The 15823-nt window shown below is 67.9% G+C and carries 10 protein-coding genes; 4 read left to right on the top strand and 6 right to left on the bottom strand.

Going from position 1 to position 15823, the window contains the following annotated elements; all coding sequences use genetic code 11:
• Positions 1-30 precede the first annotated feature (30 nt).
• Positions 31-2316 (top strand): putative bifunctional diguanylate cyclase/phosphodiesterase, encoded by a 2286-nt coding sequence (locus QPK29_RS00400; protein ID WP_371769243.1) that lies wholly within the window; start codon positions 31-33, stop codon positions 2314-2316.
• 30 nt (positions 2317-2346) lie between these two features.
• Here QPK29_RS00400 and QPK29_RS00395 read toward each other — a convergent pair whose 3' ends face one another.
• The 6 genes from QPK29_RS00395 to QPK29_RS00370 all read right to left on the bottom strand — a co-directional run bounded on the left by QPK29_RS00395 (position 2347) and on the right by QPK29_RS00370 (position 9238).
• Positions 2347-3684 carry an FGGY-family carbohydrate kinase gene (locus tag QPK29_RS00395; RefSeq protein ID WP_400189706.1) on the bottom strand — a complete coding sequence of 446 codons (1338 nt, stop codon included), beginning with the start codon at positions 3682-3684 and terminating at the stop codon, positions 2347-2349.
• Complete coding sequence (locus tag QPK29_RS00390) at positions 3684-4709, bottom strand: ABC transporter permease (protein WP_371769241.1); 1026 nt, start codon at positions 4707-4709, stop codon at positions 3684-3686. The genes QPK29_RS00395 and QPK29_RS00390 overlap by 1 nt, the downstream gene beginning before the upstream one ends.
• Positions 4706-5704 carry an ABC transporter permease gene (locus tag QPK29_RS00385; RefSeq protein WP_056329870.1) on the bottom strand — a complete coding sequence of 333 codons (999 nt, stop codon included), beginning with the start codon at positions 5702-5704 and terminating at the stop codon, positions 4706-4708. The genes QPK29_RS00390 and QPK29_RS00385 overlap by 4 nt, the downstream gene beginning before the upstream one ends.
• The gene (locus QPK29_RS00380) at positions 5701-7212 is read right to left on the bottom strand and encodes a sugar ABC transporter ATP-binding protein (protein ID WP_371769240.1); all 1512 of its coding nucleotides are present in this window, start codon (positions 7210-7212) and stop codon (positions 5701-5703) included. The genes QPK29_RS00385 and QPK29_RS00380 overlap by 4 nt, the downstream gene beginning before the upstream one ends.
• Positions 7213-7331: 119 nt before the next feature.
• Positions 7332-8339 (bottom strand): rhamnose ABC transporter substrate-binding protein, encoded by a 1008-nt coding sequence (rhaS, locus tag QPK29_RS00375; RefSeq protein ID WP_371769239.1) that lies wholly within the window; start codon positions 8337-8339, stop codon positions 7332-7334.
• Positions 8336-9238, bottom strand: coding sequence for a DeoR/GlpR family DNA-binding transcription regulator (locus QPK29_RS00370; RefSeq protein ID WP_371769238.1), 903 nt, complete (start codon positions 9236-9238; stop codon positions 8336-8338). The genes rhaS and QPK29_RS00370 overlap by 4 nt, the downstream gene beginning before the upstream one ends.
• A 320-nt stretch (positions 9239-9558) precedes the next feature.
• Here QPK29_RS00370 and QPK29_RS00365 point away from each other — a divergent pair, with 320 nt between their 5' ends.
• The 3 genes from QPK29_RS00365 to QPK29_RS00355 all read left to right on the top strand — a co-directional run bounded on the left by QPK29_RS00365 (position 9559) and on the right by QPK29_RS00355 (position 15822).
• Positions 9559-11667, top strand: a complete 2109-nt coding sequence (locus tag QPK29_RS00365) for a bifunctional rhamnulose-1-phosphate aldolase/short-chain dehydrogenase (protein ID WP_371769237.1) — start codon at positions 9559-9561, stop codon at positions 11665-11667.
• A 59-nt stretch (positions 11668-11726) separates the two neighbouring features.
• A complete protein-coding gene (gene rhaI / locus QPK29_RS00360) occupies positions 11727-13022 on the top strand; it encodes an L-rhamnose catabolism isomerase (protein ID WP_371769236.1) in 1296 nt (431 codons plus the stop codon).
• Between the two features lie 118 nt (positions 13023-13140).
• Positions 13141-15822, top strand: coding sequence for a glycosyl hydrolase (locus tag QPK29_RS00355; RefSeq protein ID WP_371769235.1), 2682 nt, complete (start codon positions 13141-13143; stop codon positions 15820-15822).
• Position 15823: the final 1 nt, after the last annotated feature.

The raw sequence follows: 15823 nt of genomic DNA, 5'->3' as shown, positions 1-15823 counted from the left end.
TTTCCGGCCGCGCCGCGAGGATACAATTTGATGCTAGGGTTTGACGATATCGCACAATGGCGCGCGCGGATCTTCTCGCGCCTGTTGTCGATAGTGCTCGTCCTGGGCACCATCGCAGCCATCCCCAGCGCGTTCGTCGTGCTGCGCCAGGGCGTATGGACCGTGGCCGCGATGGACGGCGCCGCGCTGGGCTGGCTGTTCGTCCTGTGGCGCCTGAAGCGCCTGCCGTACACCTTCCGCGTGCTGAACTTCCTCGCCATCATCTACATGGTGGCCATCTGCCTGATGCTGAAGGTGGGACCGGTCAGCCAGAACTACCTGATGGCGCCGCCCGTGATGGCGGCGATCCTGCTCGGTACCGCACCCGCGCTGGCGGCACTCGCGGCCAGCGCCGTCATCCTCGTCATCGGTATCGGGCACTTCCAGGCCTCGGTCGTCGACATGGGGCATGACCCATTGGTGGTGTCGCTCCTCGTTGCGCTGAACTTCACGTGCGTGGGCGCGCTGCTGACGCTCACGTGCAGCACCTTGCTCAAGGGGTTATCGCGTTCGCTGGACGAGGTGCGCGGCTTCGCCAAATCGCTGGAGAGCGGGAAGGATGCGCTGCAGGCGGTGAACGCCGAACTGCGCCTGACGTCGGCCGCGCTGGCGCGCCTGAACGACATGGTGCTGATCGCGCGCGCCGTCGACACACCGGACCGCGACCAGCCCATCATCTTCAGCAACGAAGCGTTCCAGCGCCGCACCGGCTACAGCGACGCCGACATCGTCGGCCGCAGCATGCGCGTGCTGCATGGGCCGGGCACGGATCCGGCCGTCGTCGAACGCATCGTGGAGTCCATGCGCACCGGCCAGCCCGCGACGGCGGAACTGGTCAACTACACCAAGTCCGGCGACCCCTATTGGGTCGAGATGGAACTCATGCCGTTCACGGACGACGCGGGCCGGATCAGCCACTGGGTCGTCGTCGGCCGCGACATCACGGAGCGTCGCCATTCGGCCGACGCGATCCACCGCCTCGCGTACTACGACGTCCTCACGGGCCTGCCCAACCGACGCCTGATGACGGAGCGGCTGGACGCCATGGTGGCAACGGCCAACGCGGGCCGCGGGCTCGGCGCCGTGCTGTACATCGACCTGGACAACTTCAAGCACGTGAACGACGTGCGCGGCCATGCGACCGGCGACGCGCTGCTCAAGCACACGGCGAAGAGCCTGGGCCAGGTCGTGCGCAAGGGCGACACGGTGGCGCGCCTGGGCGGCGACGAATTCGTCGTGCTGCTCGACGGCCTCGGCACCGATCCCGCCGCCGCCACGGCCGCGGCGCTGTCGGTGTCGGACAAGATCCGCGTCGCGCTGGCCGACGACGTCGTCATCGACGACCAGAATTACCATTCGACGGCCAGCATCGGCGTCGCGCTGCCGACGCGCCCCGGCCAGTCCGTGGCCGACCTGCTGCGCGATGCGGACCTCGCCATGTATCACGCCAAGGCGGCCGGCCGCAACGGCGTGGCCGTGTTCGAGACGCCGATGCTGGCCGCGGCCGAACGCCAGCTGACGCTGGGCCGCGACCTCTCCGCGGCGCTCGACAAGGGCGAACTGTCCATGCATCTGCAGCTGCAGGTCGACCATGCGGGCCAGCCGGTGGGCGCGGAGATGCTGATGCGCTGGCGCCGCGCCGACGGCAAGTTCGTCCCGCCCGACGTGTTCATCCCCGTGGCGGAAACGACCGGGATGATCGTCCCCCTCGGCCTGTGGGTGCTGCGCCAGGCCTGCGAGGCGCGCCTGGCGCTGGAGGCGGCCGGGCATCCGCTGCAGTTGTCGATCAACGTCAGCCCGCGCCAGTTCCGCCAGCCCGAATTCGTCGCCCAGGTGCGCGCCGCGTTCGAGGACTCGGGCGTGACGCCGCACGCGTTCGTGTTCGAGGTGACGGAAGGGCTGCTCGTCGAAGACTTCGACGTCATCACGGCCAAGATGCGCGAACTGGCCGCGCTGGGCATCCGCTTCTCGATCGACGATTTCGGCACCGGCTATTCGAGCCTGGGCTACCTGAAGAAGATGCCGCTGTACGAACTGAAGATCGACAAGAGCTTCATGCGCGACACGCCGCACGACGCCAACGGCACGGCGATCGTGCAGACCATCCTCGCGATGGCCGACCACTTGGGCCTGCGCGTCGTCGCGGAAGGCATCGAGACGGAGGCACAGGCGCGCTTCCTCGGCGAGAACGGGCGCCCGTGCATGCAGGGCTACCTGTATTGCCGGCCGTTGCCGCTGCCCGACCTGGTCGCGCGCCTGGAGTGCGGCTTCGCATGACGCCGGTCCACCCGGCGCCCGTGACGGCCGTCACCCGAGCGCAGCACGCCAGCGGGCCCGGTAGGCCGCCAGTCCGGCGGGCGCGCAAGGCGCGATCGCGGTGCTGGTCCCCGGTGGCGCCGCATCGCGATAACGCAGCATCCACCCGCCGCACGTGGTGCCGCTCGCATCGTCCGAATACGACACCGGCTGCTGCGGGCGCAGCGCCCCGAGCAGGGGGCCGAACCACGGGTTCGACGTAAAACTGCCTTCGACGGCGAGCGGGCCCGCGGCGCCCAGCGCGTCGAGGCAGTAATCCGTCATGAGCACGCAGTACAGCGTCGCGAGCGCATAGCGTTCCTGCGCGTCCGCGGGCGGCGGGCCCTCGATGCGGCCGCTGCGGCCCGCGAACGGCCCGCCCGTCGCGGCGAAGCAGGGCAGCGCCAGCGTGCCTTGCGCGACGAGGCGTTCGATCGTATCGACGCCGCAGGGCGTGGGCGTGGCGCCCGCCAGCTCGCCGAATTCGCGCCCGCCCATGAAGCGCATGCACGCGACGGGCTGGCCCAGCGCATTCGTGTTCGCGAGCATGTCGGCCCGTTCGCGCAACCCGTCCAGCGCGCTGCCGAAGGCCGCGGCGATCATCCACGTGCCCGTCGACAGCACCGTGCCTTCGCTGCGGCCGAGGTAGCGCAGCAGCGACGCATTGCTGTCGTGGATGCCGCACAGGACCTGGCAGTCCGCGGGCAGCCACGTGGCGGCCGCGATCCCGGGCCGCAGCGTGCCCAGCGCCGCGTGCGCAGGCGCGAGCGGCGGCATCAGGTCCGTCCAGCCCATGCGGCCGACGAGGCTCGAATACGCCTGCGTGCGCGGGTTCCACAGGTCCGTGTGACAGCCGAGCGACGTCGCTTCCGACGCCGCCACGCCGCACAGGCGCCAGGCCCAGTACTGCGGATACGTGAGGATGTGCTTCGTGCGCCCGAACTCGCGCGGGAAGCGCGCCTGCAGCCACGCGAGCTGGCGGCCCAGGTTCAGGCCCGCCGGCAGGCGCGGGGACAGCGTCTCGTCGTAGGACGGACCGTCGTACTCGGCGCCCGGCAGCTCCGCCTCGTAGTCGAGCACGGGCAGCACGAGCCCCGCGTCGTCGACCAGCGCGGCGGTCGCGCCGTGCGTGACGGGCACGATGGCCGACACGCGCGCCCGCGCGGCAAACCCGCGGCACGTGGCGAGCAGCCAGTCCCACAGGCCGTCCGTGTCGAGGTGCGCATAGGGCCCATCCGCAAGCACCGCGTTCGGGCGACGCTGCTCCGAGATGACCTTGCCGCCGGCGTCGATCAGCGCCAGCTTGGCGTTCGTCTTGCCGATGTCGAGGACGATCAGGGCGTCCGTCATCATGCGCTCCGCGCGCGCCGCATGCGCAGGAGCTTCGGCAGCGCGATGGTCACGAGCAGCAGCACGCCCACGACGATCGTCATGTAGATGCCGGGGATGTTGGCGAGCGACAGCCCGTACGTGACGGTGCCCATCGTGAGCACGGCCAGCATCACGCCGGCGATGGTGCCGGCGCCGCCCGCGATGCTGACGCCGCCCAGGATCACCATCGTGATCACTTCCAGCTCCCAGCCGGTGGCGATGTTCGGGCGCGTGCTGCCGATGCGGCCCGTGAGCAGGAAGGCGGCCAGGCCGGCCATCGCGCCCGTCAGCATGAACAGCGCGAGGCGGTAGCGGTCCACGGCGATGCCGGAAAAGCGCGCCGCTTCCAGGTTGTTGCCGATGGCGTAGATGCGGCGGCCCCAGCTCGTCGTGTGCAACAGCACGGCGAACAGCGCGGCGCACACGAGCAGCACGACGAACTCGCGCGGTACGATGCCGAAGAAGTAGCCCTGGCCCCAGTCGGCCATCAGCTGCGGATAGCCGGTGAACGCCTTGTCGCCCAGGACGACGCTGGCCAGGCCGCGGTACAGCGACACGGTGCCGATCGTGACGACGATCGACGGCAGTGCGAAGCGCGTCACGAGCACGCCGTTCAGGAAGCCGCACGCGGTGCCCGTGGCCAGCGCGACGAGCGGCAGGCTTTCGGCCGGAAAGCCGGCGCCTTTCGCCAGGCCCATCGCGACGGACGACAGCGCGAGGGTGCCGGCGACGGAGATGTCGATCTCGCGGCAGATGATCAACAAGGCCATCGGCAGTGCGATCAAGGCCTTCTCGCTGAAATTCTGCGTGCCGTCCAGCAGGTTGTACAGGTCCAGGAAGTGCGGCAGCGCGATGCTGTTCGCGACGAAGACCACGACGAACAGCATGGCCAGCAGGCTTTCCCAGCGTCCGAGGATCGTTTTCAGGCGCGGCGTTTCGCGGTCGAGGATCGTGTAGCGCGAGGACGATTTGGGTTCGGGGGGCATGGTGGTGGTCGGGTTCACGCGGCACTCCGTTTGGGTTGGGCGTCCGTGCCGTGCAGCGGCAGGATCTGGCGGCTGCGGCGGCCGGCGCCGCGGGCGTTGATCAGGACGGCGACGAGGATCACGAGGCCGGTGAGGGCGCTTTGCCAGAACGGCGACACCTGCAGCACGGGCAGCGCGTTGCTGATCACGGTGAGGAACAAGGCGCCGAGCGTCGCGCCGAGCACCGTGCCGACGCCGCCGCCGATGGAGACGCCGCCGATCACGCACGCGGCGATCACGGTGAATTCGAAGCCGTAGGCGATTTCCGTGTAGGCGACGGCATAGCGCGCCACCCACAGGTAGCCGCACAGGCCGGCGACGGCACCGGACAGCGCATACGTCCCGAGCAGGCGCTGGTGGCTCGGGATGCCGATGTAGCCCGCGCATTGCGGCGCGTTGCCGATGGCGTACAGGTCGCGGCCAAAGCGGGTGCTGCGTGCGATCCAGGCCATGAGCGCGAGCGTGGCGGCCGCGATCCACACGAGGTTCGGGAGGCCCAGCAGGCGGTCGAGCGGGAACGCGATGAAGTGAGGCGGCATCTGGTGCGCCGACACCCACGCGCCGCCGGACAGCACGAACACGGCGCCGCGGTAGACGCTCATCGTGCCCAGCGTGACGACGATGGGCGGCAGTTCCAGGAAGCCGATCAGCCAGCCGTTGACGAGACCGAGCGCCAGGCCGACGGCGACGGCCGCCAGCATGATCAGCGCCAGCGGCAAGCCGGGATAATGGGCACCCAGCATCGCGGCGACCATGCCGGACAGCGCCAGGTTCGAGGCGACGGACAGGTCGACGCCGCGCGTGACGATGACGAGCATCTGCGTGAGCGCCAGCATCACGAGCAGCGTGCTGTCCGTGACGAGGTTGGCGAGCGAGCCGGCCGACAGGAAGACCGGTGCGCGCAGGCCGACGGCCACGACGAGCAGCACGACCATCGCCGCGAGCAGCGGTTCGCGTTGTTTCAGGATGTTCATGCAGCCTCCGTGATCAAGCCGGATGCGGCGGCGACGACCGCTTCCGGCGTCGCATCAAGGCGCAGGAATTCGCGCTGCACGCGGCCGTGATGCATGACGACGATGCGGTCCGCCATGCCCAGCACTTCCGGCAGTTCAGACGACACGAGGATCACGGACAGGCCGCGCGCCACGAGCTGGCTGATGAAGCGGTGCACGGCCGCTTTCGAGCCGATGTCGATGCCCTTGGTCGGCTCGTCGAGGATGATCACTTTCGGGTCCGTCGCGAGCCACTTGCCGAGGACGACCTTTTGCTGGTTGCCGCCCGAGAGCTCGGCCACGTGCTGCGTCAGGTGGCTCGCCTTGAGTTCCAGCTGTTCCGCGAAGTGGCGCGCGATGGTCGCTTCCTGCTTGCCGCGGCCGCGCAGGAAGAAGCCGATGCGCGACAGGATCGGCAGGGTGATGTTGTGCTGGATCGGCATCGTCAGGTGCGCGCCATGGTGCTGGCGGTCTTCCGGCACGTAGGCGATGCCCAGCGCGATGGCTTCGCTGGGCGAGCGCGCCATCACGGGCCGATCGTCCAGCGTGACGCACCCGGAGACGCCCGGCGTCAGGCCGAACAGCGCCTGCATCACCTCGGAGCGGCCGGCGCCCACGAGGCCGTAGAAGCCGAGGATCTCGCCGCGGCGCAAGGTAAAACTGACGTCGTCGAATTCGGTGGGATGGGACAGGTTCTGCACGACGAGCAGCGGCTCGCCGATCTCGGCCTCCGCCTTCGGATACGCCTGGTGCACGGCGCGGCCGACCATCAGCGCGACGAGTTCCTGTTCCGTGATGTTGGCCAGGCGCCCCTCGGCGACGAACTGGCCGTCGCGCAGCACGGTGTAGCAGTCGGCCACTTCGAAGATCTCGTCGAACTTGTGCGAGATGAAGATGACGGCGGTGCCGGCCGCTTTCAGTTGGTCGATGATGCGGTACAGCTCCCGGATCTCGCGCTGCGACAGCGCGGCCGTCGGTTCGTCCATGATGACGACGCGGGCATCCTGGGCGAGGGCGCGCGCGATCTCGACGAAGTGGCGCTGCGCGACCGACAGGTCTTTCACGCGCGCCCTCACGGGCAGAGCGACTTCCAGGCGGGCGAACAAGGCTTCCGCCTCGCGCTCGATCTGCGCCCAGTCGATACGCCCCGCCCGTACGGGCTGGCGGCCGACGTAGATGTTCTCGGCGACGGAGAGTTCGTCGAACATGACGGTCTCCTGGTGCACGGCGGTGATCCCGGCGGCCATCGCTTCCTGCGGGCTCGCGAAGCAAACGGGCTTGCCGTCGAGCGACAGGGTGCCGGCGTCCGGACGATAGATGCCCGTGAGCGTCTTCACGAGCGTGGACTTGCCGGCGCCGTTCTCGCCGATCAGGGCCATGCATTCGCCGGCGCGGATCGTGATGTTCACGCCGTTCAGGGCATGGATGCCGTTGAAGCGCTTGCTGATGCCGGTCAGTTGGAGGACCGGGGGTGTTTGGGTGGCTGGCATAAGTAGTAGTCGGCGTAAGCACCGTCATTCCCGCGCACGCGGGAATCCATACTGAGCTGACTTCGGTCGTTCAGTATGGGTTCCCGCTTTCGCGGGAACGACGTGCAGAAGGTAGCGGCTTAGAACAACTTCGCGAACTTGTCGACGTTATCCGCGTTATAGGTGAACGGCGGCCCCAACGCAGCCTCGCGATTGGCATCCAAGGTCACGCTGCCCAGCCGTCCGACGGACACGCTGGCACCCGGCTTCGCCTCGACCTTGCCCTTCACGAACTGGTCGGCCGCGTAGGTGGCGGCGTAGCCCAGGTCGATCGGATTCCAGATCGCGAATTCCTTCACGGCGCCGCTCTTCACATGGCCCGCCATTTCGGACGGCAGGCCGAGGCCCGTCACGTAGACCTTGCCGACGAGGTGTTCGTCCGCCACGGCCTTGCTGGCCGCGACGATGCCGACGGTGGTCGGCGCGATGATCGCCTTCAGGTCGGGATGGCTGCGCAGCAGGCCGATCGCCTCGCGGTAGCTCTTGTCCGACTGGTCGTCGCCGTACACGGTGGCCACCAGCTTGATCTTCGAATACTCGGGCTTTTCCAGCACCTTCTTCATCACGCCGATCCAGATGTTCTGGTTCGTCGCCTGCGCGGAAGCCGAGAGGATCGCGATCTCGCCCGTGCCCCCGATCTCGTCGGCCGCCATCTGGATCTGCTTCTCGCCGATCAGTTGCGCGTTCGACGGATTCAGTTGCATCTGCCGGCCTTCGGGCGCGAGGCCGCTGTCGAACGAGACGACCTTGATCCCGCGTTGCATCGCCTTCTTCGCGATCGGCACCAGCGCGTTCGGGTCGTTCGCCGAGATCACGATCGCGTCGACCTTCTGGCTGATCAGCGAGTTGATGATCTCGATCTGGCCTTCGGCGCTGGGCGTCGTCGGACCTGTATAGATCACTTCGACGTCGCCGAGCTGTTTCGCCGCTTCGTCGGCGCCCGTGTGGGCCGCGTCGAAGAAGCCGTTGCCGAGGTTCTTCACGACCATCGCGATGCGCGTCTTCTCCGGCTTCTTCTCGGCGCAGCCGGCGACACCGGCCAGGACGCCGACGGCCGCCAGCGCGAGCAGGGTGGTTTTAAGCTTCAATGTGTGGCCTCCAGTTGCGCGTCCAGCCGCGGGTCGAGCTGCGCGTCCAGGTGGAACAGCGCGGCGGATTGCAGGTCGAACTGCGGATTAAAAAAAGGCGCCCCGACGTTCGGCGCCACTTCGTCCGGTTCAACGGTGACGACCTTGACGCCGTACTGCTCGAGCGTCTGTACGGCCTTGTCGGAGGCGCCGGTGTCCGTGATGACGGTCGATACGCGATCGAGGCCGCACAGGATCAGGCCCGCCTTGCGCGCGAACTTGGAGCTGTCGGCCAGCACGATCAGTTCCTCCGCCTGGCTGATCAAACGCTTCTCCGCCTGGATCAGCAGCGGGTCCGCTTCCATCAGCCCAAGCAGCGACAGGCCGTAGACGCTCATGAACATCTTGCCGGCGTAGTGGTGCTGGGTGATGTCGTTGTCGAACGGCGAGAGGATCACGTTCTGCTCGCGGTAGACCTTCCCGCCGGGGACGATGATCTCGTTCTCGCTCGAGACGAGCAGGCGCTCGGCCATCAGGAACGAATTGGTCAGGATCTTGAGGTGTTTGTCGGCCAGGAACTCGGCCATCATGAACGTCGTCGTGCCGCCGTTGATGATGATCGTTTCGCCGTCGGTGCACATGCCGGCCGCGTGGCGGGCGATGGCCCGTTTGCGGGCGGCGTAGCACTGGATGTTGTTCTGGAACGTTTCGCTCGACAGCGGGAACTGGCGCTTCTTGGGAAGCAGGTTCTCGGCGCCGCCGCGGGTGCGGGTGAGCAGGTTGCGGGCTGCGAGCCAGCTGATGTCGCGCCGGACCGTCGCCGGTGACGCGTTGAGCCATTCGACGAGCTGCTGGACCGTCGCCGTCTGGTGCTCGGCGAGCAGTTTCAGCAAACGCTTGCGGCGTTTGTGATTCACCATGTGTCTCCTCCTATGCCGTTTATGTAGTTGTGCGGCGGGAACAGCGTCGTACCGTGGGTCGCGCCGTCTGGGAAAAAGAGTAATGAGGAGTTGAAAGCCCGTCAATCGTTAAATGATCAAACGATTGATTATTTGGCCGCCGCGGCGCGCTCAAATGCGCGTTTCGATCAACTAAATGATTAAATCGCTCTTGGTCACGATGTTGATCGATTCCGCGTTGACACTGATTGGGCCGCTGAATTCTACTGTGCCGGATGCCGCGACCGTGGTTCACGGCGCGGGCCAGACGACACACAACGCAAACACATGGAGACGTATTTATGGGTGCAATGAGCGCTACCTCCCACAAGGAACCGATCACGTCGCGCTGGGACGACCAGCACGCCGCCACGCTGAGCGAGCCCGAGCTGCTGCTGTACCGTTCCAATCTGCTCGGTTCCGACCTGCGCATCACGAACTTCGGCGGCGGCAATACGTCGGCCAAGATCGTCATGACGGATCCGCTCACGGGCGGGCAGGTCGACGTGCTGTGGGTGAAGGGCTCCGGCGGCGACCTGGGTTCGATCAAGCTGGACGGCTTCTCGACCCTGTACATGGACAAACTGCAGGCCCTGAAACAGCGCTACCGCGGCCTGGAACACGAGGACGAGATGGTCGGCTACCTGCCGCACTGCACGTTCGATCTGAACCCGCGCGCCGCGTCGATCGACACGCCGCTGCACGCCTACATCGACCGCCGCCACGTCGACCACATGCACCCGGACGCGGTGATCGCGATCGCCGCGTGCAGGAACAGCCGCGCGCTGACCGAGAAGATCTTCGAAGGCGAACTGGGATGGCTGCCGTGGCAGCGTCCCGGCTACGATCTCGGACTCAAGCTCGAGAAACTGTCGCAGGAGCAGCCGCAGCTGAAGGGCATCATCCTCGAAGGCCACGGCCTGTTCACGTGGGGCGATACCGCCAAGTCGTGCTACGAGACGACGCTCGCGATGATCAAGCGCGCCGAGGAGTGGCTGGCCGCGAACGTCAAGCAGCCCGTGTTCGGCGGCCCGGTCGCTCAAGCGCTGCCGGCCGAGCAGCGTGCGGCGCTCGTCGCCCGCCTGATGCCGCTGCTGCGCGGGAAGATCAGCCAGCAGGAATTCAAGCTGGGCCACTTCGACGATTCCGACGCCGTGCTGGAATTCGTCTGCAGCGCCGACCTCGCGCCGCTGGCCGCGCTGGGCACGTCCTGCCCGGACCACTTCCTGCGCACCAAGATCCGCCCGCTGGTGCTGGACTTCGACCCGGCCGCGCCCGATTTTGATCGTCTGGTGTCCGGTCTCGATCAGGCGTTGAGCGATTACCGCGCCGATTACACCGCGTATTACGAGCGCTGCAAGCGCGACACGTCGCCGAAGATCCGCGACGCCAATCCGATCATCTACCTGATCCCGGGCGTGGGCATGCTGTCGTTCGCGAAGGACAAGGCGACGGCGCGCATCGCCGGCGAATTCTACGTCAATGCGATCAACGTGATGCGCGGCGCGAACGGTGTCGACGAGTACGTCGGCCTGCCGGAACAGGAAGCGTTCGACATCGAATACTGGCTGCTGGAAGAAGCGAAGCTGCAGCGCATGCCGAAGCCGAAGAGCCTCGCGGGCCGCATCGCCCTGGTGACCGGCGGCGCGGGCGGCATCGGCCAGGCCGTGGCGCGCCAGCTGCTGCAGGAAGGCGCCTGCGTCATGCTGACGGATATCGATGCCGATGCGCTGGCAGGCGCACGGGACAACCTCGTCAAGGTCGCCGGCAAGGACAACGTCGCGACCGTGCAGGCCAACATCACGAGCGAGGAGGAGGTGGGCGGTATCCTGTCCGCCGCCGCGCTGCGCTTCGGCGGCGTCGACCTGCTCGTGTCGAACGCGGGCATCGCCTCCGCGGCGCCGCTGGACGAGACGTCGCTGGAGGTCTGGAAGCGCAACCAGGACATCCTCGTCACGGGCTACTTCCTCGTGTCGCGCAACGCATTCCAGATCATGAAGCAGCAGAAGCTGGGCGGCAGCATCGTCTTCGTGGGCAGCAAGAACGGCCTCGTCGCGTCGGCCGGCGCGTCGGCGTACTGCACGGCGAAGGCGGCCGAGATCCACCTGGCCCGCTGCATCGCGCTGGAGGGCGCGGAACACGGCATCCGCGTCAACGTCGTCAATCCGGACGCCGTCATCCGCGGCTCGCGCATCTGGGACGGCAAGTGGAAGGAAGAGCGCGCCGCGTCGAACAAGATCGACACGGACGACGTGGAAGAGTTCTACCGCAAGCGCAGCATGCTCAAGAAGAGCGTGTTCCCGGAAGATATCGCGGAAGCCGTGTACTTCTTCATCAGCGAGAAGTCGGGCAAGAGCACCGGCAACGTGCTGAACGTGGATGCCGGCAACGCCGCGGCATTCACGCGATAATATCAATTCAGAAGAACAGCGGCACCGCCGGGCGCGGTGCCGCGACGACAGGAGACAACATGACGACCCTCATCGATGCCGGTCTGGTGGCCGACCATAACGCGCAGCTGGCGACCCGGCTGGAAGCCGACTACGAGGCGCTAGGCGGCATGCTGGCCCGCCGCGGCCAGGATATCGAGGCATTGACGGCCCTCGCGCAGCGCTTCGCGGTCGCGGTCCCCAGCTGGGGCGTGGGCACGGGCGGCACCCGCTTCGCGCGCTTCGCGGGCCGCGGCGAGCCGCGCAACGTGTTCGAAAAACTGGACGACTGCGCCGTCATCAACGAACTGACCCGCGCCACGCCGGCGGTCTCTCCGCACTTCCCATGGGACCGCCCGACGGATGCGAAGGAGCTGCGCCAGAAAGCGGACGACCTGGGCCTCGCCTTCGACGCCGTCAACTCGAATACCTTCCAGGACCAGCAGAACCAGGAACACACGTATAAATACGGCAGCCTGACGGCGAACAGCAGCGCCACGCGCGCGCAGGCCGTGAAGCACAACATCGAATGCATCGAACTCGGACGCGAACTCGGGTCGAAGGCGCTGACGGTATGGGTCGGCGACGGCGCCAACTTCCCCGGCCAGCACAACCTGCGCGGCGCGCTGGAGCGCTACCTGGACAGCATGCGCGAGATCTACGCGGCGCTGCCGGACGACTGGAACGTCTTCATCGAACATAAACTGTTCGAGCCGGCGTTCTACGCGACGACCATCGCCGACTGGGGCACGAGCTTCGCGTGCGCGACGGCGCTGGGTCCGAAGGCGAAATGCCTCGTCGACCTGGGCCACCATGCGCCGAACACGAACATCGAAATGATCGTCGCGCGTCTGGCGCAGTTCGGCAAGCTGGGCGGCTTCCACTTCAACGACAGTAAATACGGCGACGACGACCTGGACTCCGGCTCGATCAACCCGTTCCAGCTGTTCCTGGTCTTCAACGAGCTGGCCGACGCGGCGCTGCGCGAAGGCCCGGCGTTCAAGCCGGCGTACATGCTGGACCAGTCGCACAACGTGACCGACCCGGTGGAGAGCCTGATGAACAGCGCGGTGGAAGTCCAGCGCGCGTACGTACAGGCCGCGCTGGTCGACCGCGCGCAACTGGCGGCGCTGCAGGAATCGAACGACGTGCTGCTGTCGGCGCAGGCGCTGAAGCAGGCGTTCCGCACGGACGTGTCGCCCATCCTGGCGATGGCGCGCGTGCGCTCGGGCGGCGCGGCCGATCCGGTGGCGTGCTACCGGGCCAGCGGGTATCGGGACAAGGTCGCGAGCGCGCGGCCGGCGAAGGCGGGGGCGAGCAGCAGCGGGATCGTGTGAATGACCGTCGCCCCCGCGTAGGCGGGGGCCCAATTTTGCGCGTGTTCACGCGACACTTGGGTTCCCGCCTGCGCGGGAACGACGTTGGTTATTGATCAGTCGCTCCAGGAGTCCCCCCATGAGCAAGCCCTTACTGGCGCTCGCCCTGTCGTGCGCCTTCGCCGCGCACGCGGCCGGCCCGTCCACGACGTTCGCCGACGTCGCCCGACACCTGCAGGCCCCGCCGCCCGACGCGCGCCCCATGATGCGCTGGTGGTGGTTCGGCCCCGCGGTCGTCAAGTCCGAGCTGGAACGCGAGATCCTCGCGATGAAGGCCGGCGGCATCGGCGGTTTCGAGATCCAGCCCGTGTATCCGATGGAGCTCGACGATGCCGCGCGCGGCATCCGCAACGTCCCGTATCTGTCTCCCGAATTCCTCGATGCGGTGAGCTTCGCCAACCGCACGGGCCGCGCCAACGGCATGCGCGTCGACATGACCCTGGCCAGTGGCTGGCCGTACGGCGGCCCGCATGTCACGGTCGGCGAGGCCGCGGCGCGGCTGCGCCAGGCCGTCGTCGACGTGCCGGTCGGTGCGGCGAGCTTCGCACTGCCGGCCGTCATGAGCGGCGAAAAGCCGATCGCGGCCTTCGTCGGCTCGGGCGTCGATCCCGCGTCGCTGAAACCGCTGCAGGTACAGGCGGGTGCCGACGGCCGCGCGGCGATCGCGCCGGCCGACGCGCCCCGCAAGGTCGTCGTGTACATCGCCAGCCGCACCGGCCAGCAGGTCAAGCGCGCGGCGCTGGGTGCGGAAGGCTTCGTGCTGGACCACCTGAGCCGCAAGGCCGTCGACCATCACCTCGCCGTGGTCGCCGAGCCCCTGATGAAAGCGTTCGGCGACGCGCCGCCGTATGCCGTGTTCTCGGACAGCCTGGAGGTCTACAACACCGACTGGACCGACGATTTCGCGGCGGAGTTCAAGCGCCGGCGCGGCTACGACATCGTGCCGCACCTGCCGGCCGTGTTCACGGGGCAGGGGCCGGACGCGCCCGCGCTGCGCCGCGACTGGGCGCTGACGCAGACGGAACTCGTCAACGAGCGCTACCTGACGCCCATCGACGACTGGGCGAGGCAGCACGGCACGCAATTCCGTTCGCAGACGTATGGCGAGCCGGCCGTGTCGCTGTCCAGCAACCGCCTCGTCGCGCTGCCCGAAGGAGAAGGGCCGCAGTTCCGCGAATTCTCGTTCACGCGCCTCGCCACGTCGGCGGGTCACCTGTACGGCCGGCCCGTGATCTCGGCGGAGACGTGGACGTGGCTCCATTCGCCCGCGTTCGCCGCGACGCCGCTGGACATGAAGGTGGAGGCGGACCGCATGCTGCTGCAAGGCGTGAACCAGTTCATCGGCCACGGCTGGCCCTACACGCCGCCCGGCACGATCGAACCCGGGTATGCGTTCTACGCGGCCGCCGTGTTCAACGACCACAACCCGTGGTGGAACGTGATGCCGCAGGTGACGGGCTATCTGACCCGCATGAGCTGGCTGATGCGCCAGGGCGAGCCCGCGAACCAGGTTGCCGTGCTGCTGCCGAACGACGACGTGTATGCGGCCCTCGTGCCGGGCAAGGTGTCGCTGTCGGCCGAGATGCACACGCACGTGACGCCGGCGCTGACGGCGCAGATCCTCGACGCGGGCCAGAACCTCGACTACACCGATGCCGACGCGGTCCTGGCGCTGGGTGTGCGCCACCCGGTGCTCGTACTGCCGCACGTGACGCGGCTCGCGCCCGAGGTGATCGACAAGCTGGCGGCGTACGTGCGCGGCGGTGGGCACATCGTCGCGGTGGGCGGCGCGCCCTCGCTGGCGCCCGGCTATCGCGATGCGGCGCGCGTGTCCGCGGCCGTGGCGGCGAAGGCCAAGGCGCTGTTCACGAGCCCGAACGTGCGGACCGTCGCGCACGACGATGCCGTCGGCGCCGCGCTGCAGGCCGTGCTGGCGCCGGACATGAAGCTGTCGGCGCAGGCCTCCGACGTCGGTTTCGTGCGCCGCAAGCTGCGCGACGCGGACATCTATTTCATCGCGAATACGAGCAACCGGCCCGTGCATGCGCAGGCCTCGTTCGCGGCGGTGCGCAAGACGGCCGCGTGGATCGACCCGGACAGCGGCCGCATGACGGCGGCCACCTTGCCGGCGTCGCTCGACCTGGCTCCGTACGAATCGCGCGTGCTCGTGCTGGCGGATGCGCTGCCGTCGGCGCCGGCGCCGGTGGCCGCCACGACGGAGATCGCCGACCTGGGCCGCGACTGGAGCCTGCGCTTCCCCGGAAAGGCGCAGGCGCAACGTCTCGCCGCGCTGCGCTCGTGGACGGATGACGAGGCGACGCGCTATTTCTCGGGCGTCGCCACCTACGAAAAAGACGTCGAGCTCACGGCCGCGCAACTGCGATCGTCACGGCTCGTGCTGGATTTCGGTCCCGGCACGCCGCTGGAATCGGCGCCGAAAGTCCCGGCCGGCATGCTCGCGATGTTCGACAGTCCCGTGCGCGAAGCGGCGCAGGTGGTTGTCAATGGCCGCCTTGCGGGCGCCGTGTGGCATCCGCCGTATGCCGTCGACGTCACGGGCTTCCTGCAGCCGGGCCGCAACCGCATCGAGGTGCGCGTCGCCAATCTTGCGCTGAATGCGCTGGCGGGCCACGCGCTACCGGATTACCGGCTGCTGTCGGCCCGCTTTGGCCAGCGCTTCGTCCCGCAGGATACGGCGTTGATCGCACCGCAGCCGGCCGGCCTGCTGGGCCCCGTCAAGCTGCTGGGTGCGGGCCAATAAA

Source organism: Massilia orientalis, assembly GCF_030411975.2.
Taxonomy (GTDB): Bacteria; Pseudomonadota; Gammaproteobacteria; order Burkholderiales; family Burkholderiaceae_D; genus Telluria; species Telluria orientalis.
The sequence above is the reverse complement of the archived record's forward strand: the minus strand, read 5'-3'. Positions and strand labels throughout refer to the sequence as shown.

Bases quoted from the DNA above. Each gene is read 5' to 3' on its own strand.
- QPK29_RS00400 (WP_371769243.1), top strand. From the start codon at position 31: ATGCTAGGGTTTGACGATATCGCACAATGGCGCGCGCGGATCTTCTCG.
- QPK29_RS00395 (WP_400189706.1), bottom strand. From the start codon at position 3,684: ATGACGGACGCCCTGATCGTCCTCGACATCGGCAAGACGAACGCCAAG.
- QPK29_RS00385 (WP_056329870.1), bottom strand. From the start codon at position 5,704: ATGAACATCCTGAAACAACGCGAACCGCTGCTCGCGGCGATGGTCGTG.
- QPK29_RS00380 (WP_371769240.1), bottom strand. From the start codon at position 7,212: ATGCCAGCCACCCAAACACCCCCGGTCCTCCAACTGACCGGCATCAGC.
- QPK29_RS00370 (WP_371769238.1), bottom strand. From the start codon at position 9,238: ATGGTGAATCACAAACGCCGCAAGCGTTTGCTGAAACTGCTCGCCGAG.
- QPK29_RS00365 (WP_371769237.1), top strand. From the start codon at position 9,559: ATGGGTGCAATGAGCGCTACCTCCCACAAGGAACCGATCACGTCGCGC.
- rhaI (WP_371769236.1), top strand. From the start codon at position 11,727: ATGACGACCCTCATCGATGCCGGTCTGGTGGCCGACCATAACGCGCAG.
- QPK29_RS00355 (WP_371769235.1), top strand. From the start codon at position 13,141: ATGAGCAAGCCCTTACTGGCGCTCGCCCTGTCGTGCGCCTTCGCCGCG.